18 protein-coding genes are annotated in these 20,649 nt (G+C 45.4%); 15 read left to right on the forward strand and 3 right to left on the reverse strand.

Annotation, left to right across the window (positions count from 1 at the left end):
* On the forward strand, positions 1–1,062 hold the full coding sequence (locus BJR36_RS03260) for an aldose epimerase family protein (RefSeq protein WP_091230076.1): 1,062 nt from the start codon (positions 1–3) through the stop codon (positions 1,060–1,062).
* 107 nt (positions 1,063–1,169) lie between these two features.
* On the opposite strand, the gene BJR36_RS03265 is transcribed toward BJR36_RS03260, so the two are convergent.
* Positions 1,170–1,907, reverse strand: coding sequence for a lysophospholipid acyltransferase family protein (locus BJR36_RS03265; protein WP_091230079.1), 738 nt, complete (start codon positions 1,905–1,907; stop codon positions 1,170–1,172).
* A 171-nt stretch (positions 1,908–2,078) separates the two neighbouring features.
* Positions 2,079–3,668, reverse strand: a complete 1,590-nt coding sequence (gene malQ / locus BJR36_RS03270; RefSeq protein ID WP_242875441.1) for a 4-alpha-glucanotransferase — start codon at positions 3,666–3,668, stop codon at positions 2,079–2,081.
* 479 nt (positions 3,669–4,147) lie between these two features.
* On the opposite strand from malQ, the gene BJR36_RS03275 reads away from it, so the two are divergent.
* The 10 genes from BJR36_RS03275 to BJR36_RS03320 all read left to right on the forward strand — a co-directional run bounded on the left by BJR36_RS03275 (position 4,148) and on the right by BJR36_RS03320 (position 12,660).
* Entirely contained in the window at positions 4,148–5,206 is a 1,059-nt protein-coding gene (locus BJR36_RS03275; protein ID WP_091230541.1) for a type IV pilus twitching motility protein PilT, read from the forward strand.
* A 40-nt stretch (positions 5,207–5,246) separates the two neighbouring features.
* Positions 5,247–6,467, forward strand: a complete 1,221-nt coding sequence (locus tag BJR36_RS03280) for an AfsR/SARP family transcriptional regulator (protein WP_091230084.1) — start codon at positions 5,247–5,249, stop codon at positions 6,465–6,467.
* Between the two features lie 22 nt (positions 6,468–6,489).
* Positions 6,490–7,374, forward strand: a complete 885-nt coding sequence (locus BJR36_RS03285) for a CPBP family intramembrane glutamic endopeptidase (protein WP_091230086.1) — start codon at positions 6,490–6,492, stop codon at positions 7,372–7,374.
* Positions 7,375–7,496: 122 nt separating this feature from the next.
* A complete protein-coding gene (locus BJR36_RS03290) occupies positions 7,497–7,742 on the forward strand; it encodes a Veg family protein (RefSeq protein WP_169823577.1) in 246 nt (81 codons plus the stop codon).
* Between the two features lie 693 nt (positions 7,743–8,435).
* Positions 8,436–9,308, forward strand: a complete 873-nt coding sequence (gene ispE, locus BJR36_RS03295) for a 4-(cytidine 5'-diphospho)-2-C-methyl-D-erythritol kinase (RefSeq protein WP_091230089.1) — start codon at positions 8,436–8,438, stop codon at positions 9,306–9,308.
* 12 nt (positions 9,309–9,320) lie between these two features.
* A complete protein-coding gene (locus BJR36_RS03300; protein WP_091230544.1) occupies positions 9,321–9,992 on the forward strand; it encodes a GntR family transcriptional regulator in 672 nt (223 codons plus the stop codon).
* A gap of 267 nt (positions 9,993–10,259) precedes the next feature.
* Complete coding sequence (gene murI / locus BJR36_RS03305) at positions 10,260–11,132, forward strand: glutamate racemase (protein ID WP_330387800.1); 873 nt, start codon at positions 10,260–10,262, stop codon at positions 11,130–11,132.
* Between the two features lie 46 nt (positions 11,133–11,178).
* The gene (locus tag BJR36_RS03310; protein ID WP_091230091.1) at positions 11,179–11,622 is read left to right on the forward strand and encodes a YwiB family protein; all 444 of its coding nucleotides are present in this window, start codon (positions 11,179–11,181) and stop codon (positions 11,620–11,622) included.
* A 122-nt stretch (positions 11,623–11,744) separates the two neighbouring features.
* Positions 11,745–11,960: a hypothetical protein gene (locus BJR36_RS03315; RefSeq protein WP_091230092.1), complete on the forward strand. Its 216-nt coding sequence runs from the start codon at positions 11,745–11,747 to the stop codon at positions 11,958–11,960.
* 10 nt (positions 11,961–11,970) lie between these two features.
* On the forward strand, positions 11,971–12,660 hold the full coding sequence (locus BJR36_RS03320) for a CDGSH iron-sulfur domain-containing protein (protein ID WP_091230095.1): 690 nt from the start codon (positions 11,971–11,973) through the stop codon (positions 12,658–12,660).
* 115 nt (positions 12,661–12,775) lie between these two features.
* Here BJR36_RS03320 and BJR36_RS03325 read toward each other — a convergent pair whose 3' ends face one another.
* Positions 12,776–13,234, reverse strand: a complete 459-nt coding sequence (locus BJR36_RS03325) for a hypothetical protein (RefSeq protein WP_091230098.1) — start codon at positions 13,232–13,234, stop codon at positions 12,776–12,778.
* Positions 13,235–13,466: 232 nt separating this feature from the next.
* On the opposite strand from BJR36_RS03325, the gene cls reads away from it, so the two are divergent.
* From cls to BJR36_RS03345, 4 genes are all read left to right on the forward strand, one after another.
* On the forward strand, positions 13,467–14,942 hold the full coding sequence (cls, locus tag BJR36_RS03330; protein WP_091230101.1) for a cardiolipin synthase: 1,476 nt from the start codon (positions 13,467–13,469) through the stop codon (positions 14,940–14,942).
* 123 nt (positions 14,943–15,065) lie between these two features.
* Positions 15,066–16,139 carry an HD-GYP domain-containing protein gene (locus tag BJR36_RS03335; RefSeq protein WP_091230104.1) on the forward strand — a complete coding sequence of 358 codons (1,074 nt, stop codon included), beginning with the start codon at positions 15,066–15,068 and terminating at the stop codon, positions 16,137–16,139.
* Between the two features lie 258 nt (positions 16,140–16,397).
* Positions 16,398–17,546, forward strand: coding sequence for a metallophosphoesterase family protein (locus BJR36_RS03340; protein ID WP_169823578.1), 1,149 nt, complete (start codon positions 16,398–16,400; stop codon positions 17,544–17,546).
* Complete coding sequence (locus BJR36_RS03345; protein ID WP_091230110.1) at positions 17,536–20,529, forward strand: AAA family ATPase; 2,994 nt, start codon at positions 17,536–17,538, stop codon at positions 20,527–20,529. The genes BJR36_RS03340 and BJR36_RS03345 overlap by 11 nt, the downstream gene beginning before the upstream one ends.
* The last annotated feature ends 120 nt before the right edge of the window (positions 20,530–20,649 follow it).

A 20,649-nucleotide genomic window follows, 5' to 3' on the forward strand; every position in this document is an offset into this window, starting at 1 on the left:
ATGAATATTGTGAAAGAAAATTTTGGAATAACACCTGAGGGGAAGCAGGCATCTCTTTATACGCTTCAGAACAGCAATGGAATGACTGCAAAAATAACGGATTACGGAGCAAATCTGGTTTCGCTTCTTGTTCCTGACGAGGAAGGTCGTTTTGAGGATGTTGTTCTGGGATATGGACAGCTGGAAGGATATTTTGTGAATCCGGCATGGCTTGGAAGTACCGTTGGAAGAAATTCAAACAGGATCAAGGATGCTGAGGTGATCATTGATGGGATAACCTTCCAGCTGGAAAAGAATGATGGGGAAAACAATCTGCACGGCAGCTCTGATGGATATAATAAGAAACTCTGGGATGCTTCCATATTCGATGGAGAAGAACCGTCATTAAAGCTTTCATACAGGAGTCCTGACGGAGAACAGGGGTTTCCGGGAAATCTGAAGGTCGAAATAACCTTTACACTTACGAACAGCAATGAACTGAAGATAACCTATTCAGGAGTATCGGATAAAGATACAGTATTCAATATGACCAATCACAGCTACTTCAACCTGAGCGGCCATAAAAGCGGGGATGTGTGTGCCCATGAGCTGTGGCTTGCGTCAGAAGCGTTTACACCTGTAGTAAACAGTGCAAGTATCCCGACAGGAGAGATTGCATCCGTATATGAAACGCCTATGGATTTTACGAAAAGAAAACCAATTGGCAGGGACATAGAAGCAGATTATGAACAGCTTGTTTTCGGGGACGGATACGACCATAACTGGGTTCTGAACAACAATGGGAAGGTCGAGAAGGTGGCAATGCTCTGGGATCCGGCAAGCGGCAGGACAATGGAAGTGTTTACCGACTGTCCCGGCATCCAGGTATACACGGGCAATTTTCTGAACGAAAAGGAATTTGTAAAGGAAGGGGCCATATACGGAAAAAGGCATGCAGTATGTCTTGAAACCCAGTATTTCCCTGACGCCATGCATCATGAGAACTTTCAGTCACCAATTATTAAAGCTGGAGAAAAGGCGGTTTCGACAACCATATATAAATTTGGAACTGAAGCAAGATAGAAGCCGGATAGAAGCAAGATAGAATCAAGAACTTTTTGTGGAGATAAATAAAGGCCGTGTGCCGCAGACCTGTGTTAAAACTGAGTCTGCGGTACACGGCTTTTCATTTAGTCCTGAATATTTACCTTGTTTTTATCATACATCTGCTGGATGATGTTCTGTGTGTATGCGCCTATGAACTTGCGGTTTTCCGGTGAAAGTTCTTCTGCTGTAAAAGGAGTGCCATACTCAAGTATCACATGAACCGGTCTGAGCTTTGGAAACTGGTTTTCGAATACTGCGGCCGTGTTGCACAGTGCAACAGGAACGATAGGACAGCCAGATTTTTCTGCTATTTTAAGGCTGCCTTCCTTGAATGGGAGCATTTTCCCATCCCTGCTCCGGGTGCCTTCCGGAAAGATGCAGATAGAAATTCCGTTTTTTACCTCTTCAATGCCTTTCAGAATCATTTTCAGGCCTTCCTTGGGGTTTTGACGGTCGAGGAAAAGGCAGTGGATATTGCGCATCCATGTGCGCAGAAGCGGGATTTTTTCCATTTCCTTCTTTGCAACGAATCCCATAGGGGAAGGGGCAAACGCGTGAAGTATTACAATGTCGAAAAAGCCGTTGTGGTTGCCGACGAACAGTGAAGCACGGTCTGTTGGTATGTTCTCCTTTCCGAGAACGGTAATTCTGATGCCGCTGATGAGGATTGTGACTTTGAAGGCAAACTGCACGATCCTCAGAGAGCTTATGTCTCTTAGATGAGGTTTATATTTGCCGAGGATCATTTCGACAAGGAAAACCGGAATGCTTAAAATTAGGAAAAGCCCAATAAAAGCGGAGCATATTATAAAACGTATCATATTAGTACCTGCCTGTAATTAGTTTTTTTTATGGCTGTTCAGCTGTTTTTTTGTCTCATAGGAAAGTTCGTCCTATGAGACAAAAAACCCTCCGGGGGATGTGCAGTCGGGCTTGTGGTATATGATTGACTGCCGTCAATCAGCCCTCCGCACAACAAAGTGTCTTCGCCCTCAAGATTGAGGGCCACGGGAGTTGAGAGTGGCGAAGCCACTTTGTTCATGCCATACAGAGGTTTCTGGATGTCTGCCATACAGTTCTGTAAGCTGTTTCATATGGGAAGCAAGTTCAGCGCTCAGATCTTTTTGATAATAGCGCCATACCCAGTTTCCATCCCTGGTTCCCGGGGTATTCATTCTGGACTCGCTGCCAAGGGAAAGTACATCCTGCAGCGGGATTATGGCATATTTGGCGACGCTTCCGAGTGCGGTGCGGATAAATGCCCAGTTTATAAGGCTTCCGCCTGTGTTCATATACCTGCGGACCCAGTCCTGAGTCCTGGTGTCCAGTCCTCCGTACCATCCCAGGGTGGTGTCGTTATCATGGGTTCCTGTGTAGCATACGCAGTTGGACTTGAAATAATGAGGCATAAGCGTATTGTCTCTGCCGTCAGTGAATGCAAACTGAAGAACCTTCATTCCTGGAAAATGAAACGAGTCGCGGAGGTCATCCACTTCAGGAGTAATGACACCCAGGTCTTCCGCAATTATGGGAAGATTCCTGCCGAGTTCCTTTTCCAAGGCGAGAAAAAGTTCCTTGCCGGGACCTTTCACCCAATGTCCGTTTTCAGCAGTAGTGCTTCCAAACGGGATTGACCAGTAAGCCTCAAAACCTCTGAAATGATCGATTCTCACGAAGTCATATAGTTCAAGCTGGTGGCGGACCCTTGAGATCCACCAGGAGTAGCAATCATTGCGGTGGAAATCCCAGTCGTAGAGGGGATTTCCCCAAAGCTGTCCTGTAGTGGAAAAATAATCAGGAGGAACGCCGGCAACTGAAACAGGGAAGCCTTTGCTGTCCAGATTGAACAGCTCCCTGCATGCCCAGACATCAGCGCTGTCCAAGGCAGCAAATATAGGTATGTCGCCTATGATCCTGATTCCGTTGGAATTTGCATATTCCTTCAGCTCGAACCACTGCTTGTAGAAGATGAACTGGACAAATGCATGATAGTCCGTTTCAGAAGCCAGCTTTGCTTTCCATGCGGCCTTTCCGGAAGGGGAAAGCAGAGCAAGACTGTCTTCCCAGGAAAGCCATTCTATCCCGTTATGGGCTTCCTTTGCGGCCATGAACAGGGTGTAATCTTCAAGCCAGAAGCTGTGTTTTTCACAGAAAACATCATATTCTGCACAGAGGTCGGCATTATTCATTTTCTGAAAATTGCTGAATGCCTTTCGGAGCAGCTTTGTTTTGAATTTTATGACGGCTCCGTAATCGACGGAATCACGTGGGAAATACGGAATATCCAGAAAGTCGTCCTTCTTCAGCAGGTCGCTTTCCCGAAGGCGGTCAGGACTAATAAGCAGGGGCTGTCCTGCAAAGGCGGAAAACAGCTGGTAAGGGGAGTTCCCGAATCCGGTGGGGCCTGTCGGAAGCAGCTGCCATAAGGATTGTCCTGATTTTTTTAAAAAGTCGATAAAATCGAAGGCACCTTTGCCAAGGTCGCCGATTCCGTATGGGGAAGGGAAGGAGGTCGGATGTGCCAGTATCCCGCAATAACGTCCGGATGCCTCTTCGGCTGATTTTTGTGATGTAATATCCATTGTGAATACCATAACCTTTCTGTTTTTCGAAGCGGATATTCGGAAGCTGCTTATGTTACTATTCACTCCATGAACAATAACGCGCGTCTTCTATTGATAACTATTCAGGGCTATGTCCTTCATAGTTCTAAATGATTCCGTGGAATAAGGGGTTTACAGTTACTTCTATTATACAGAATATGTAGTGAAAATACAATGTTGCTGATCACTCTGTGACCAGTAACTTACTATCCATAGAGGGCAGTAGCAGAATCAATAACAGTTGCGTTATAAACTGTATTTTAGTATACTTATGACATATAATGGCATGGAAGAAACTTTATATGAAGGGAAAATATTTAAAAAAAGGAAATGGATTTTCAACAGGGCTGATGAACAGCCTGCTTCATAAACGTTTCATGTTCGAATGGTTCAGCTATGACGGGTTTTATACGGATAGGCAAGGCGAAATCCGGGATGGGAATGAAAGGAGAATATACATGGAAGTGATCGAAATTTTAAAGAGCGGTATTGAAAAAGGCTGTTCGGATATATTTGTTGTGCCGGGATGTCCTGTTTCAATGAAAATAAATGGTATCGTCCTGCCGTTTTCGGATGAAAAAGTCCGGGCTTCGGATGCCGAAGAAATTTTGCATGATATCTATAAGATTGAAAACAACAGGAGCATGGATACCCTGCTGAAGACTGGGGATGATGATTTTTCATTTTCCCTCAAAGGCACGGGCAGGTTCAGATGCAATGCCTACAGGCAGAGAGGGAGTCTGGCGGCAGTCCTGCGGGTCGTCGCATTCGGACTTCCTGATCCAGAGGCCATGCAGATACCAGATGGGATTATGGACCTTAGCCAGAGAAGGAAAGGGCTTGTTCTGATCACGGGCCCTGCCGGGAGCGGAAAATCCACGACGCTTGCATGTATGACAGATCAGATCAACAGGGAGCGAAATGCCCATATTATAACGATTGAGGACCCCATAGAATTTATACATCTCCACAATAAGAGTATCGTAAGCCAGAGGGAGATATCCCAGGATACGGAAAGCTACAATACGGCATTGAAGGCAGCACTCAGGCAGGCTCCGAATGTGCTGCTGCTTGGTGAGATGAGAGATTTTGAAACAATCCAGACAGCCCTGACGGCTGCGGAAACGGGGCAGCTGGTGCTTTCGACAATGCACACCCTGGGGGCTGCAAAAACGATTGAAAGGATCATTGATGTGTTTCCTGAAAATCAGCAGCAGCAGATCAGAACCCAGCTTTCTATAACTCTGGAAGCAGTTGTGTCCCAACAGCTTATCCCCGGAGTGGGAGGGGGGCTGGAACCGGCCTTTGAAATCATGTTTACCAACGGTGATATTCAGAATATGATAAAGGAAGGGAAAAGCCATCAGATCGACAATGCAGTATGTTCAGGTGCATCACAAGGAATGACAACAATGGATGCATATATTATGGACCTATACAAAAAGGGGAAAATCAGCCGCGAGAATGCGGTGATGTATTCCATGCATCCTGAAATTATGATAAAAAAGCTGGGCTAAGGCCCGTTCATCCTGAAAAAGGATTTGAAAGGAAGAAAAAATGGAAGGAACACCTAATAAACAGAACTCAAAAATCAAAATATTTATGTTGGGAAGGTTTGATATTATAATCAATGGCCAGCGGGTAAATGAACAGCTGAATAACTCGACGAAGATGAGGGAACTTTTAGAGTATCTGATTCTCCAGAAGGACAAGGCAGTTACCTACAAGGAACTGTTCGATACACTGTGGCCGGATGATGAAAATGAAAATCCTGTCAATGCCCTGAAAACGCTGCTTTACCGTCTCAGAATGCAGTTCACCCAGAGCGGTGCTGATGAATTGAGGAACTGCATCATTACCAGAAGAGGGTCCTACCAGTGGAATCCATCTCTCGATTGTGAGATTGATGTGTTTCAGCTTGAAAAGCTTTGCAGGGAGTTGGGGGACAGGAGTCTCCCAAGGCCGCTTAAGATGAAAAAGTACGGGGAAATCGTGGAGCTTTATACGGGGGATCTTCTTCCGAAATCTGCAGGGGAGCGCTGGTCCCTTCCTTTTACAGTGTATTACCATACAATTTATATGGAGTGTGTGCATGGGTATCTGGAGCTTCTAAAGGAGGATAAGGATTATGAAAAATTAGTAGAAGCAGCCAGGCTTGCAATCAATATTGACTGTTTTGAAGAAAAGCTGCATGTAGAGCTTATGCAGGGACTAATTGAATTGGGAAGGAAGAATGACGCTTTGAAACATTACAACTATGTGAGAGATTTACACCAGCAGCAGATTGGAACTGCTCCGCCGGAAGCGATACAGAAGCTTTACAGGAGAATTATGGATGTTGACAGGACAATGGAGCTTGATATAGACAAGATACAGAAAGAGCTTGAGGAGGACAGTATACAGAAAGGTGCTTTTATATGCGATTATGAGATATTTAAGGATATCTATCAGATTCAGGTGCGATACCTGGAACGCACGGGAAATCCCATATTTCTTGCTCTGATAACCGTAACCAGCACCTATAAGGACAGCATGGATCCCATGATGCTTGACAAAATTATGGATAATCTTCAGGAGGTCATGAAAAGTGGCCTGAGGAAAGGGGATACGATTGCAAAGTACAGCGCATCCCAGTTTGTGCTGCTTTTGCCAGGCACCAACTATGAGAACAGTCACAATGTAATGGAACGATTGAGGAGGCAGTATTATAAAAAGTATGTTGATCCTTCAATTGTTCTGGATTTCAAAATAAAGCCGCTGAGCTATAACGAACAGTAGGCAACAAAATGGGGGTATAAAAATGAAAAAAACAGCAGATTATTTTAAATGTATTCTGCCGCTGATCTGTGCATTGGGGATACAGATCGCAGTCGCAACAGCAGGCATGATTGCCTACTTTGCAGTGAATGTCCTGATCATGACAGGACAGGGAAAAACGATGGATGAAATTGTTGAAAAGACGTTGTATCTTTCGCCGGATATCAATCTTCTGGTCAGCATGCTCGCATCAATTGCCTGCCTGGCAGTCTTTTACTTCTGGTACAGACGACTTTCAGGAGACACAGGCTCGATGAAGATAAGAGGCATGTTTCCAGTAAAAACAGCAGGCACCATAGTTATCCTGGGGGTTGCGCTGCAGGCGTCCGTGGCATGGATTCTCACGATGATATCCAATGCAGTGCCGAATCTTTTTGACGGCTATAATGAGCTCATGGAAAGCATAACTGGTGGAAATATGCTGCTGATGCTGATCTTTACGGGGATAGTCGCACCATTTTCTGAAGAATTGATATTCAGGGGCGTGCTGCTGAAAAAAGCTTCGAAGATCATGCCTCTTGCCGCAGCAAATGTTTTCCAGGCGGTCATGTTCGGAATCTATCATATGAACTGGATCCAGGGCATTTATGCCTTTGTCCTGGGGATGTTCCTTGGAATGGTATTCATAAAATATGGCTCCATCTATCATGCAATCCTGCTCCATATGGTATTCAACATAAGCAATGCGGTTCTGAATGGATTCCTTACAAAAATGCCGGATATGGCTGCTATGATCGTCAGCACAATCCTTTTTGCTGTATCGGCAGTCGTTATAGCATTTGTTTCGCGCAATATGCTTAAAACAGTCGTAATAGAGAAGGATTTTGAAAAATGTGAAGAGCAATGTTACGACAAAGGTGAAAAATGAAAATAAAAGTCAGATAATAGATTGACAAAATATGTCAGAAGTGGTACAATCCAACTACATGTTGTAAAAATTGGTAATGGGGATACTTGGTGATTTGCAAAATGTGGATTGGGGTGAGTAATATGGTCATGAGACAGGCAGATATTAACAGGGTGAGAATCGCTGTCAATAATCATCTGGGAAACAAGGTCATAATAAAGGCTAACAAGGGGAGACATAAGGTTGACATTGCGGAAGGTATTATTATGGAAACATATCCGTGCATATTTATCGTACAGATTGGAAACAAGTCAGATGATACGATGAGGATTCTGTCATTCAGCTACACGGACGTGCTGACGAAGGCTGTTACGATGACTTTATGCTAGGCGGTAGGAACTAAGCCGGACGAAAGTATATAAGCGTAAATTACTCTGTCGGAAGAACAGGGCCTGCAGGAAAGATGTTCATTTCCTGCAGGCCCTGTTTCTTTGATTTATAGGTGGGTCAAAGCCCATTTACATAATGGTATTCGTCAATTTGCACAGGTTTTCGAATGAGGACGTGATGCAAAACATGTTGATTCGCAGCGCGCTCTCGCTTAGATGAAGACGTAGTGGTACGTAAGGCCGCAAAGTACGCGGCCTAAGTACCAACGTCTTCATATCATAGGAGTGTGTCCTATGATATGAAAACCCTCCGGGGGATGTGCAGTCGGGCTTGTGGTATTTGATTGACTATCGTCAATCAGCCCTCCGCACTGTAAAGTGTTTTCGCTTTTAAGTTTTAGGTTAGTGGAGCTGAGTCGGCGAAAACACTTTGTTCTAAAGCTGCTCATCAATTCATGTTTTGCATCACTGCTTGATAGATGGCGAATGTGCAAATTGACGAAGCGAACGTTATAAGAGGGCTTTGACATGTGTTGATTCGCAGTGTGAGAGTTTTTCAAGCGAAACTCGTTGGTATGAATAGGGTATGAATAAGATGAATAGTTGCTAAATATATGCGTTAACCATTGATTTTTATTGGGAAAGTGTATATAATGAGAGTACCATGTATACATAATACAAAAGAGGTGCATTATGAATCAAATCAGATTGAAAGCTTTAGCGAAAATAAATCTTGGCCTTGATGTCATCAGGCGCAGAGAAGACGGCTACCATGAAGTGAAAATGATTATGCAGACAATCAATCTGTATGATCAGATTGAAATAAAAAAGACCAGAGAGGCCGGAATAAAGGTGAAAACGAATCTTTTTTATCTTCCGTGCAATGAAAACAACCTGGTCTATAAAGCGGCAAAGCTTCTAATGGATGAGTTCGGGATCAGAGATGGAGTGGAGATTGATTTGAAGAAACGTATTCCCGTAGCCGCTGGAATGGCGGGGGGAAGCAGCGATGCAGCAACGGTGCTTTTTGGAATCAATAAGATATTCGGCCTTAAACTGAGTTTGAAAGACCTTATGGAACGCGGGGTAAGAATCGGCGCAGATGTGCCATACTGCCTTATGAGGGGAACAGCCCTGGCAGAAGGAATCGGAGAGAAGCTGACGGCCCTCAAGCCCATGCCAAAGTGTCATGTACTGATAGCAAAACCAGGAATAAGCGTATCGACAAAATTCGTATACGAAAATCTGCACCTTGAAGACGTGAAAAGCCATCCGGATATAGACCGCATAATTGAATGTATTGAAAGCGGTGATCTGAAAGGAGCGGCAGGTTCCATGGGGAATGTGCTCGAAGAGGTTACAATTCCGGCATATCCCGTCATACAGGACATTAAGGACGCAATGAACAGGAACGGTGCGCTCGGAGCGATGATGAGCGGCAGCGGTCCCACCGTATTCGGACTTTTTGATGACATTAAGCTTGCAAAGAAGGCCTATGCTGAAATCAAATCGGCAAAACTGGCTAAACAGATATATTTAACAAGCATTTACAATAACAGGAGGTAATTTATGTCTTTTATGGAAGATAGTTTAAAAGTAAATATAAATGAATATCTGCCCCTTAGAGATGTGGTATTTAATACGCTGAGGCAGGCTATATTGAATGGAGAGCTTGAGCCTGGCGAAAGGCTGATGGAGATCCAGCTGGCGGAAAGGCTTGGAGTAAGCAGGACGCCTGTCAGGGAAGCCATTCGTAAGCTTGAACTTGAAGGCCTTGTGGAGATGGTTCCGAGAAAAGGCGCAGAGGTAGCAAAAATAACTGAAAAGAACCTGAAGGATGTGCTTGAGGTCAGGCGTGCCCTTGAGGAGCTTGCAGTCCAGATTGCCTGCGACAGGATGACAGCGGAAATGATTGCAGAACTTAAAAATGCACTGAGGGAGTTCGTGAACAGTACAAAAGGCAAGGACCTGAAGGCGATTGCCGAAGCTGACGTGAAGTTCCATGATGTGATTTATCTGGCAACAGACAACCAGAGGCTGATTCAGATTCTCAATAACCTCCGTGAACAGATGTACCGTTACAGAATCGAATACATCAAGGACTATTCCAAGCATGCAGTTCTGATTGCTGAACATGAGGCAATCATTTCCGCAATCGAGAACAGGGATGCGGAAAGCGGAACCAGGGCTATCCGTGACCACATCGACAACCAGGAAGAAAAAGTAATGCAGATAATCAGGGAGCAGTAACAGGTACCAGAAGTAAATATAGGACAGTATAAAATCCAGGATAAGACAGCGGTTCTTATCCTGGTTGTTTTATCTTAGGGAAAAGTTCGTCCAGGCCACTTTAAGTTATATTTACGGGGAAGGGCGTTCATTGAAAGGAATCGACACTTGAATAATTTGCTTTTTAAGGTTAGAATATGTAACAGATATGTGATTGTTCAGGACAGCGTCCTTCACGGATAAAGCATTCGCATTTCCCATCATTTTAGATACAGAGGTATAAAAATAATGACAGATACAGTTTATGATATAGATCAGAAAATTGAAAAAAAGACAGACGAAGATATGCGCCAGGCTTCTATAGGGGTTTTTGATTCCGGCGTCGGCGGCCTGACCGTTGCAAGGGAGATCATGAGGCAGCTTCCTGACGAGCGCATCATATATTTCGGAGATACGGCCAGAGTGCCGTACGGAAGCAAATCCAAAGATACCATTATCAGATATTCAAGGCAGATCATAAGATTCCTGAGGACAAAGAATGTAAAAGCGATAGTCGTTGCCTGCAACACTGCTTCGGCGTATGCGCTTGAAACCATAAAAGGAGAACTTGATATCCCAATCATCGGTGTTGTAAAGCCAGGGGCGAGAGTGGCAGCAGGCAGCACAAAAAACGGCAGGATAGGGGTAATAGGTACGGAAGGAACCATTAACAGCCATATCTATTCGCAAATCATACACCAGAAAGACAGCAGCCTTCAGGTTATAGGAAAGGCATGCCCGCTTTTTGTACCCCTGGTTGAGGAAGGTCTCCTGAAGGATCCTGTGACTGATGAAATCGCCTCAAGGTATCTGCAGGAATTCAAAGATTCGCAGATCGACACGCTGATACTTGGCTGTACCCATTACCCGCTGATCCGTTCCACGATCGGAAGAATCATGGGGGACGGTGTGACCCTTGTAAATCCGGCTTATGAGACAGCAAGGGAACTGAAGGAACTGCTCCATAGAAAAGGACTTACCCGTGAACATGTGGAAGGACAGGAAGAACCGATGTATGAGTTCTATGTGAGCGATGCCGCGGACAAATTCAAGAAGTTTGCCAATACAATCCTTCCCTACGACATTGAAACGACGAAGCAGATCAATATAGAAGAGTATTAAAAGGTTATTGATCACGGAGTGAACAGTAACATTAAAAGGGGAATATATGAAAAAAGATGTATTAATATCAATCAGCGGCCTGCAGTTTGAAAATGAAGGTGATAGTCCGGTTGAGATTATTACTGCAGGCGAATACTTCTACAAAAATGGGAAACATTATGTGTTTTATGATGAAATCCAGGAGGGCTTTGCAGAAAACACAAGGAATGTCATAAAGATACATGACAGTATGATTGAGATTACCAAAAAAGGGCTCATAAACGTAAACATGCTGTTCGAGAAAAGCAAGAAGAATATGACCTATTATGAAACGCCATATGGGAACATCATGATAGGGCTTCTGGCAAACCGGATAGACATTGATGAAACAGAGGATAAAATCCATGTTGAAATCGAATATGTCCTGGAAATGAACTATGAGACACTGGCTGAATACAGGGTCGTGATAGAGATTGTATCAAAAGACGCAAAGCATTTTTCGTTGCAGTAGCGTCGTGGACATGCAGTTTTGATTGTGCTACAATTAGGATATGAATTCCTGTGTACTTGACAGATTCTGCAGTAATCGAAATGAACCTGATAATTTGAGAGTTCTATGAATGGAGGAGAATTATGGGCAGATTAGAAGATGCAAAAAAAGTAGGATTAAGGGAAAAGGAAACGGAAAGACTCATAGCTGTGTACCCATATGAGGCAGGGGGAACAGACGCTGAGATCGAGAAGGCTGTTTCAGACTGGTACTATGAACAGTACTGTTCTGCTGAAGAAGAACTTAGAAATGCTTATGTTGACGCATTGACGGAAGAGGAACTGAACGCGAATAAATGAGGACCCATACATGGATGACGGGGATAAAAAGAAAATCAGAATAGTAAAGGATGGCCCCTACCTTGTGTCTGGAGATGTCCGGCTGAACGAGAAAATTATTACGCCGAAAGGCAATCAATACGAATTGCTTGATGGACGCGAGCTTAAACAGAGCGATTCCTATGCACTGTGCCGATGCGGAAAGTCAGAAAAAGCACCATTTTGTGACGGTTCTCATGAAAAAGAGGGTTTTGACGGAAGTGAATGTGCGGCGAAAGACAGTTATTCAGACAGGGCGAGAGTGTTTTCAGGTCCGGGTCTGTCTATGCGTGATGACCAAAGATGTGCGGTTGCACGGTTCTGCCACAGGAATAACGGAACTGCATGGGTTCTGGTGAAGAATTCTGACTGTGAAGAAAACAAAATAGAGGCGATTCAGGCGGCATGTGAGTGCCCTGCAGGAAGACTAACGGCCATAAACGAGGCTGGAAAAGAGATTGAAGCGGCACTGGAACCTTCTGTAAATATCGTTCAGGATCCGGAAAATGAAGTGAGCGCTGGGATTTTTGTAACGGGGAATGTACCTATCGAGTCTGCAGACGGGGATGTATATGAAATTAGAAACCGCACTGCATTATGCCGCTGCGGAAAATCAAGAAACAAACCGTTCTGTGATGGCACACATATTTCCATAGGATTTACGGATAAAATCAGTGAATGAGCGGGTTTACCCGTCAGGATGCGGGAATTGCTGTCATACATGGAAAAAAGGCTGCTGCCAAATGACTTGAATCGTCATCTGGCAGCAGCCTTTTTCTTATAACGTGGCGCAAAGCCTATTTTGATTTTTTTGAAAATTTTTCTGCCATACGGCCTAAGAACTTTTTCTTTTTCTGAGGAACTTCAAGAGGTCCGCGAACACCTTTTACGCTCGTGATATAAAGTCCGCTTACAACAGCCTTCACTTCCTTCTTCACAGGAACGAGTTCGAAAATCTTTTCATCGCAGATAAGGGACATAACCTTTGGTCCTATCTTTGCCTTTACGATCGGAAGCTTGGATCTGCGTAAATACCATGGTGTCTGTTCGTACACGATTGCAGGAAGTCCTGCGTCTTTCAGTTTGAGTCTTTTTTTGTCAATGACAAGCATCGATACGTTCTGTGCTGCAGCTGCCAGCTGCTGTTGCTGATCAGCGTTTCTTTTTTCGAGTTTCCGGCCAAAAAAATATAAAGCAGCGAATGCCGCTACGATGATTACCGCAACTATTGCGAAAATGATGTAACCGTTCACGATATACCTCCTAGAATTTTATCTTTCGCCCACAAAATTCCAGACGTTGGAAAGGGGCCTATATAAATGATATTGTAACATTCTTTGAATTAAAGTGCAAGAGTCTGGCCTGACATGTTTTTCGATAAATGGACCAGCAGTATCGTATTCCAAAAATCCAATTTGTGTTATAATAGCTATAATTATAGAAAAATTGCGTAATTTTCAAAAAATACGATAAGATGGCGGTGAGGTTATGTTTGCTGAATTATTTCTGATAAAAAACGAAGTCTGGGAAATGGTGCTGAGCAATCTGTTCTTTCTGAATATCGTGCTTTCGATAGTCATAATCTTTTTTCAGAGGAGGGATCCGCAGGCAGTCTGGACATGGCTGCTGGTGCTTTACTTCGTACCTTTCCTGGGTTTTTTTCTCTACCTTGTAATCGGTCAGGATCTTCATAAAAACCGTATGTTCCGGACAAAGGAAATCGAGGATGAACTCAACTCGGCGATCCGCAAGCAGGAAGATATCATACTCAGGAAAAAATTTGAGATGAAGGATGCAGAGCTGTCGGAATTCACGGATCTGGTCCTTTATAATCTGGAAAGTTCGGGCGCCGTCTATACAGATGACAATAATGTCACGATCTATACAGACGGAAGGGAGAAATTCGATGCCCTGCTGGACGAGATCGCAAAGGCGAAGGAGCATATACATATCCAGTACTATATTATGAGGCGCGATGAGCTGTTCGGATCCATATGCGACGCCCTTGTGAAAAAAGTGGAAGAAGGGGTGGAAGTCCGCATACTCTATGACAGCCTGGGGTGCAGGGACATAAGGGGAAAGGACTGGCGGTATCTGCGGAGCAAGGGAATCAGGACGGCGGAATTTTTTCCGGCTGCACTCAAGAAGCTCCACCTCAGGCTGAATTACAGGAACCACCGCAAAATAGTGGTTGTTGACGGCCGGGTCGGGTTTGTAGGAGGCTTCAACATAGGAAATGAATATCTTGGTATGGCAAAAAAGTTCGGCTACTGGAGGGACACCCATATGAAGATAGAGGGATCCGCCGTCAGCGCACTGCAGCTGAGGTTCATGATGGACTGGAACTACGCATCCAAAGAGAACCTTTTGAAAAACGAGGCGTATTTTAAGGTGACACGGCCGGCAGAGCGGGAGAATACCGGAATCCAGATCATCACAAGCGGTCCGGATTCGAAGCGGCAGAATATAAGGAATAATTATCTGAAACTGATCAATAAGGCAAAGAACAATATTTACATACAGACCCCCTATTTCATTCCTGACGGGGCTATCTTCGATTCCATCAAGATCGCAGCCCTTTCCGGAGTTGATGTCAAAGTGATGATTCCATGCAAGCCGGACCATCCATTTGTCTATTGGGCAACTTATTCCTATATAGGGGATCTTCTGGATGCAGGCGTGAAATGCTATACATATGACAATGGATTCCTGCATTCAAAGGGAATAACGGTTGATGGAATGGTGAGCTGCTACGGAACTGCAAACATGGACATCAGAAGCTTCAAGCTGAATTTTGAAGTCAATGCGGTGATCTACGACTCGAAGACCACGAAGGAATTCGAGAGCATATTTCTCAAGGATCTTAGAAAATGCACCCAGATAACGCCTTATGTATATGGCCAGCGATCCCTTGTCATCAGATTCAAGGAGCAGTTTTCAAGGCTTCTGTCGCCCTTGATGTAAAAAATGAAATTCATGGAAAATATCTTGGAAAACCAGGAACTTTTGGGAGTTTTTATGTTATAATGGGAATAAGATTTTGACTGAGTAATTACCATCATTGACAGCAGAAGAGGGAAAAGACAGATGAGACTTGTATCAACAGATATGTTAAGTGAGGATATGGTGCTCGCAAAGAACATCTATTGTGGAGAGTGCCTTGTAATTAAGAGCGGATACCCAAATATTCATAAATATAAGGATAATCTTTCTAATATGGGCATCAGATATGTCTATATCGAGGACGGGAAAAGCACGGATATCATAGTACCTGATGTGATAACGGAAAAGACAAGGCAGAACTGCAAGAATGTCCTGATCAGGACTATAGGGGATTTTAGGAAGAGCAACTCCCTAAAGCTTGTGGATCTTACGGGATCTCTGGAGCAGATGATCAGCGACATATCCAGGAACCAGAATGTGCAGGTAAGCCTTATGGATATCAGCGTAGCCGATGAATATACATTTTCCCATTGCGTGAGCACCACGGTATATGCTTTGCTTATAGGGAAAAGGAAGAACTACAGTAAAAGAATGCTCGAGATGCTGGGCATGGGGACGATTCTCCATGATCTGGGGAAAATCCTTCTGGACAGCAATGTCATGTTCAAGGAGGGGAGTCTTACAAAGGACCAGTTCAACTACGTAAAACTCCACACTACAAGCGGATATGAGGTTGTCAGCAGCTGTGGGAATGTGCCGAAAGCGGCGCAGCAGATACTGCTTAACCACCATGAAAAGCTGAATGGAACCGGATATCCCAGGGGTCTGAAGGAACATGAAATCGATGAATTTTCAAAGATAGCGGCAATCGCGGATGTATACGACGCACTCACCTCGGACAGATGTTACAGGAAAAAGTGGTCGACGAACAAAGCACTGGACTACCTGATTGAGAACAGCGGTACGTTATTCGATGCGGAGCTTGTCAGGCTGTTCATGCAACAGATCGCCATCTACCCCAACGGTTCGATGGTAAGGCTTTCTGACGGAAGACTGGCCATTGTGAAGGATCAGAATCCCAATGTGCCACTGCGTCCGAAAGTAAGGGTGATTGGAGACGAATATGGAAACTGCTGCTGTTACGAAGAAGTCGATCTCATGGAAGTGCTGTCCCTGACGATTGTCGAATCGGAATTGGAGATAACGGAAAGCGCATAGGCAGAAGTAAATAAATAGTTACAATAAATATTGTGATTCAGCATGACAGGCCCCTGCAGCTGCAGGGGCCTGCTTCAGCGAAAAGCAGGAAAGTTTCCGGATTTCGAAGTGGAATAAAGCATTTTTTTTTAATAGTATAAAAAGGCAGCATGAGAAATTGAAGACAGGAAAACAGGTAATTGCAGTATAGTGGCGAAGGAGGGCAGAATCCGATGGAATCCCAAAATGGGACAACAGATTTTTCATCGGATGAATTATATGCAGGGAATAAAGATACTACATTGTGCAGATTTGCATATAGGTGCGGGGCTGATCACAATCGGAAGCAGGGCAAGGAAGCGCCGGGCTGAAATACTGATGGCCTTTGACCGGATCATCGAAGAATGCAGGAGGGCCGGAGTGCAGGCGCTTCTTATAGCGGGGGATCTTTTTGACGGGGTCGATGTCAGGGATACGGATATCAGCCATATGAAGGAGCGTTTTGCTTCGATACCGGATACGATTGTGGCAATCTCTCCGGGCAACCATGACTCTGTTTCGGAGGATTCCTGCTACATGAGCGGAGAATGGCCTTCAAACGTTCTGATATTCAGGGGCGGAATGGAGCATGCAGAATTTCCGGACCTGGGGCTCCGGCTCTGGGGAGCAGGCTTTGGCAGCACCTACGTGGACGTGCCGCTGCTTCCGCAGGCATCGGTGCCGCAGGATGATTTCATAAACATATGCGTCCTCCACGGTGACCTTGTGGGCAAAGGCCAGAAGAGCAACTATAATCCCGTGTCTGTGGAACAGATTGCAGCCAGCGGAATGGATTACATCGCCCTTGGACACGTTCACAAGCGGACGGAAGTGCTGAAGGCAGGAAAGACATCCTATGCATACAGCGGCTGTCCCGAAGGCCTTGGATTTGACGAAAGCGGAGAAAAAGGCATCTATATGGGGACTGTGGACAGGAACGGAACAAGCCTTGAATTCCGGCCCATATGCGCAAGGATGTATATCGATCTGGAAGTCGATATCAGCGGAAAATACGGAACCATGGAAACTGTGGAGGCTGTCATCCGGAAGATGAAGGAAGCTTATGGGGAAGCATTCAGGAACCATCTTTACAAGGTAGTCCTGACAGGAAACGTGGTAAGCGAAATGAGTATAGATCTGGATGCCATCAAAGCCCGCCTTGAACCAGAGGTGTTCTTTGTGAAAATGCGGAACAGGACAGAACTGGAGATCGACCTTGCAGAGACGGCAAGGGAGAATTCATTGAAAGGTATTTTTGTGAGGAAAATGCTTGAGCAGATCAGTCTGCATCAGGACCGGAACGACACAGTGAATCTGGAAAGATGCCGCACTGCCCTCAATATCGGGTTGAAAGCATTTAATGGGGAGGTGATGTACCATGAAGATTAAAAGGCTGGAAATAGGACGTTTTGGGAAGCTCAGGGACTATATACTGGATCTCGACGACGGGTTCCAGATACTGTACGGAGATAATGAGGGCGGAAAGACCACAATTATGAACTTCATTTACCTCATGTTCTATGGCGGTGCCAAGCCGGCCAATATAAATGGAACGGTCAATCCCCGGCAGAATTACCTTCCCTGGGACGGAGGCGAAATGTCGGGCGCAGTCGTCTTCGAGCATCGGGGAACGGAATACCGTCTGGAAAAAGTATTCAGGAAATCAAAGGCAACTGACATGGTGGTTTTATGGAATAACAGCACCGGGGAAAAGGAAGCAGTTCCTAAGGGGGAAGAAATAGGGACGAGATTTTTTGATATGACGGCTTCCGCTTTTGAAAAAAGCTTATTTGTGGGAAATATAGGAGCCAGCGGCAGTGACGACGACATCTCAAGCAGGCTCTCGAACCTGGTTTCCAACGGGGATGAGACAGTTTCACAGAAAAAAATACTGGACAGGATTTCAGAAGCCATATACGATCTTGTCAACAAAAGCGGCCGTGGAGGGAAAATAACGGTGCTGAATGAGGCCATATCGAGGCTGGGAGAAGCCAGGCAGACGGCAATCGCCCATGAGGCCGAACGGAAGGAGATCGAGAAACGCCTCCGGGAAATCAATGCCTGCCAGGATGGACTGAAGGAAAAAAGCGCAGCCTGCGGCAGGGCTGTGAAAGAGCAGGAAAAGCTTGAACAGTACAGGAAACTGGAAGCCCTTGCGGACATGGGCAGGAAGATTGCTGATATGGCGGCAGAGGCTGAAAACAGCAGGATTCCATTTGAAGAACTGAAAGAGTTTGCTGACGAATGCGAAAGCATCATGAAGGATGCCGAGGCAGCAGGGAAACTGTACCGGGAAAAGCTGGGAGAGAATGTAGGGAATGGCGCCCAAGGAAGCACCGGTGACGAATCAGCTGCGCCGTCTCTTGTTGAAATCACGGAAGAAGATAAAGATGAGGCAGTCAGGCTGGACGGACAGATCAGACATCTGCAGGCAGCTCTTGCCCACATAAAAAACAGCATCCTTCCCGAGCAGGAAGAATGCAGGCAGTCCGAACATGATCTGGAAAACAGCAGGATTCTCCTTAATACGCTGGAGAAAAGGATCGGAGAACTGGAAAGCGGACGGGCAGGATATCTGGAAAGCCAGGCATCCCTTGCATCGGCGCAGAAGGCTGAGTCAGACGCAAAAAACAGATATGAGATCGAGAAGGCTGGCAGTGAAAGTTATGCTGTTCTGTCCAGGGAAAGAATCCGTGTGGCAGAGGAGCGGCTCAATGAATGCAGGTTATGGACAGCGGCAGAAGACAGGGCCGTGGACTCAGGCAGCAGGGAAAAGGTGAATATGAAGCTTGCAGCGGCCGGAGCGATGATTGCCATACTGTCTGCAGCGGCCGGAATCTGGATCCATCCCTACTGTTTTGCCGGAATCATTCCGGCGCTGGTGCTGATTGCCGTCGCATTCCTGCAAAAGGGAGGCCGAAGCCGGAATGCAGCAGGAAGCAGCGGTCAGAATGCAGCTGGCAGCAGGAAGTCTGAACTTTCAGCGGCCGAAGAAAAGCTAAGAGCTGTCAGGACGGCAGAAATGGCTGCTATGGAAGAAAAAAAAGCCACATTGAAAACACTCGGTGAAGAACTGAAAAGAGCATCAGCAGAAACAGCAAGGATAGAATCCGAAACCGTTCTGAGAAAAGCTGCCTATGACGAGTACGCCCTGGTTCTGGGGAGCCATGAACGGGAATCGGAAAACAGGAAAAACCTTGAAAGGAACCTTGCCAGCCAGAAGAAAAAGCTTGTGGAGAAGACAAGGCAACTCTCTGATATTGCCTCGGATTATCAGGAAGATCAGGATGCTGCCGAATGGAGCAGGCAGAAGGCAGAAGAGCTGGAGCAGGCGGGAATCAGCCTGTATGAACTCCTGAACAGTAAAAACTGCATAGATCTTGAGGATCTGAGGCAGAAGCATACGGCCTGGCAAACAGGAAGAAAGAGCCGCGAAGTGCTGGAAACTCTCAGTGAAAATCATGCCGCACTTAAAAAAGCATTCTTGTCGAAAATAGGAACTTACAGGCCTGCATCAGGCTTCGCTGAAGGCGTAGAAATTCTGAACGGGCTCAGAGGGAAGCTGCAGGCAGTATCCGGTCTTATGAAGGAATATGAGGGGCAGAAGAAGGCCCTCGGTCTGCATCAGATGACGCTTGAAGAACTGATGGACAGAAAGGCAGAGTTGGAAGCGGAACTCACAGATGCAGAAGGCAGAATGCCCGAAATCCTTTCTGTGGATGAAATCGGGAGCCTGCAGCAGGAAATGGAGAACTGCGCCAATGAGACGGAAAGGCTGAACGGACTGGAAAAGGACCTGCATTTTGAACAGGGGAACCTCAGTGCGAAGGTGAAGAGTCTGAACCTGGTTGACGATGAAATAAAAACGCTTTCTGAAGAGAGAGACGAAAAGCTGGAATATTATGAGGCCCTGAAAATAGCCGGAGATACCATGGAGGCTGCCGTAGATGAGCTGGGAAGCACCTTTGGTCCCCTTGTGAATGACAAGACAGCGGAAATATTCAGCAGGCTTACCAATGGAAAATACAGAAATGTGAGGGTTACAAAGAAGTTTGAGCTGAGCATGCAGGAGGAAGGCGGGGTCATTTCACGGGAAAGCCGTTTCCTGAGCAATGGAACTGTAGACCAGGCATACCTTTCCCTGAGACTTGCGGTGGCGGAACTGCTTGAAAAAGAGGGCATAAGGCTTCCTGTATTTCTCGATGACGTCTTCATGCAGTATGATGACAGCCGCCTGAGGCAGGGACTCGGATTTCTGGCTGGATATGCAGCGGGAGAAGAAAAACGCCAGGTAATACTCTTTACCTGCCATAAAGCGATGGCAGACTGGGCGATTGAAAATCTTCCGGGTACGTCTGTAAGGAATATCTGACAAGATGCTGTTTTTCTTGAATTTAACAAGGGAATAGGTTATAATATATTTTAATGCAAAAAAGTAATGAATGAATTGCCTGCGGAAGAAGCAGTTTTTCGCAAAATATAAAAATGGCTT

It is taken from the genome of Anaerobium acetethylicum (assembly GCF_900096945.1).
GTDB classification, from domain to species: Bacteria; Bacillota; Clostridia; order Lachnospirales; family Lachnospiraceae; genus Anaerobium; species Anaerobium acetethylicum.

What these genes read in the sequence shown, in the direction of transcription:
- BJR36_RS03260 (WP_091230076.1), top strand. Translation starts at nt 1, where the DNA reads ATGAATATTGTGAAAGAAAATTTTGGAATAACACCTGAGGGGAAGCAG.
- BJR36_RS03265 (WP_091230079.1), bottom strand. Translation starts at nt 1,907, where the DNA reads ATGATACGTTTTATAATATGCTCCGCTTTTATTGGGCTTTTCCTAATT.
- malQ (WP_242875441.1), bottom strand. Translation starts at nt 3,668, where the DNA reads ATGGATATTACATCACAAAAATCAGCCGAAGAGGCATCCGGACGTTAT.
- BJR36_RS03275 (WP_091230541.1), top strand. Translation starts at nt 4,148, where the DNA reads ATGGAAGTGATCGAAATTTTAAAGAGCGGTATTGAAAAAGGCTGTTCG.
- BJR36_RS03280 (WP_091230084.1), top strand. Translation starts at nt 5,247, where the DNA reads ATGGAAGGAACACCTAATAAACAGAACTCAAAAATCAAAATATTTATG.
- BJR36_RS03285 (WP_091230086.1), top strand. Translation starts at nt 6,490, where the DNA reads ATGAAAAAAACAGCAGATTATTTTAAATGTATTCTGCCGCTGATCTGT.
- BJR36_RS03290 (WP_169823577.1), top strand. Translation starts at nt 7,497, where the DNA reads ATGGTCATGAGACAGGCAGATATTAACAGGGTGAGAATCGCTGTCAAT.
- ispE (WP_091230089.1), top strand. Translation starts at nt 8,436, where the DNA reads ATGAATCAAATCAGATTGAAAGCTTTAGCGAAAATAAATCTTGGCCTT.
- BJR36_RS03300 (WP_091230544.1), top strand. Translation starts at nt 9,321, where the DNA reads ATGGAAGATAGTTTAAAAGTAAATATAAATGAATATCTGCCCCTTAGA.
- murI (WP_330387800.1), top strand. Translation starts at nt 10,260, where the DNA reads ATGACAGATACAGTTTATGATATAGATCAGAAAATTGAAAAAAAGACA.
- BJR36_RS03310 (WP_091230091.1), top strand. Translation starts at nt 11,179, where the DNA reads ATGAAAAAAGATGTATTAATATCAATCAGCGGCCTGCAGTTTGAAAAT.
- BJR36_RS03315 (WP_091230092.1), top strand. Translation starts at nt 11,745, where the DNA reads ATGGGCAGATTAGAAGATGCAAAAAAAGTAGGATTAAGGGAAAAGGAA.
- BJR36_RS03320 (WP_091230095.1), top strand. Translation starts at nt 11,971, where the DNA reads ATGGATGACGGGGATAAAAAGAAAATCAGAATAGTAAAGGATGGCCCC.
- cls (WP_091230101.1), top strand. Translation starts at nt 13,467, where the DNA reads ATGTTTGCTGAATTATTTCTGATAAAAAACGAAGTCTGGGAAATGGTG.
- BJR36_RS03335 (WP_091230104.1), top strand. Translation starts at nt 15,066, where the DNA reads ATGAGACTTGTATCAACAGATATGTTAAGTGAGGATATGGTGCTCGCA.
- BJR36_RS03340 (WP_169823578.1), top strand. Translation starts at nt 16,398, where the DNA reads ATGCAGGGAATAAAGATACTACATTGTGCAGATTTGCATATAGGTGCG.
- BJR36_RS03345 (WP_091230110.1), top strand. Translation starts at nt 17,536, where the DNA reads ATGAAGATTAAAAGGCTGGAAATAGGACGTTTTGGGAAGCTCAGGGAC.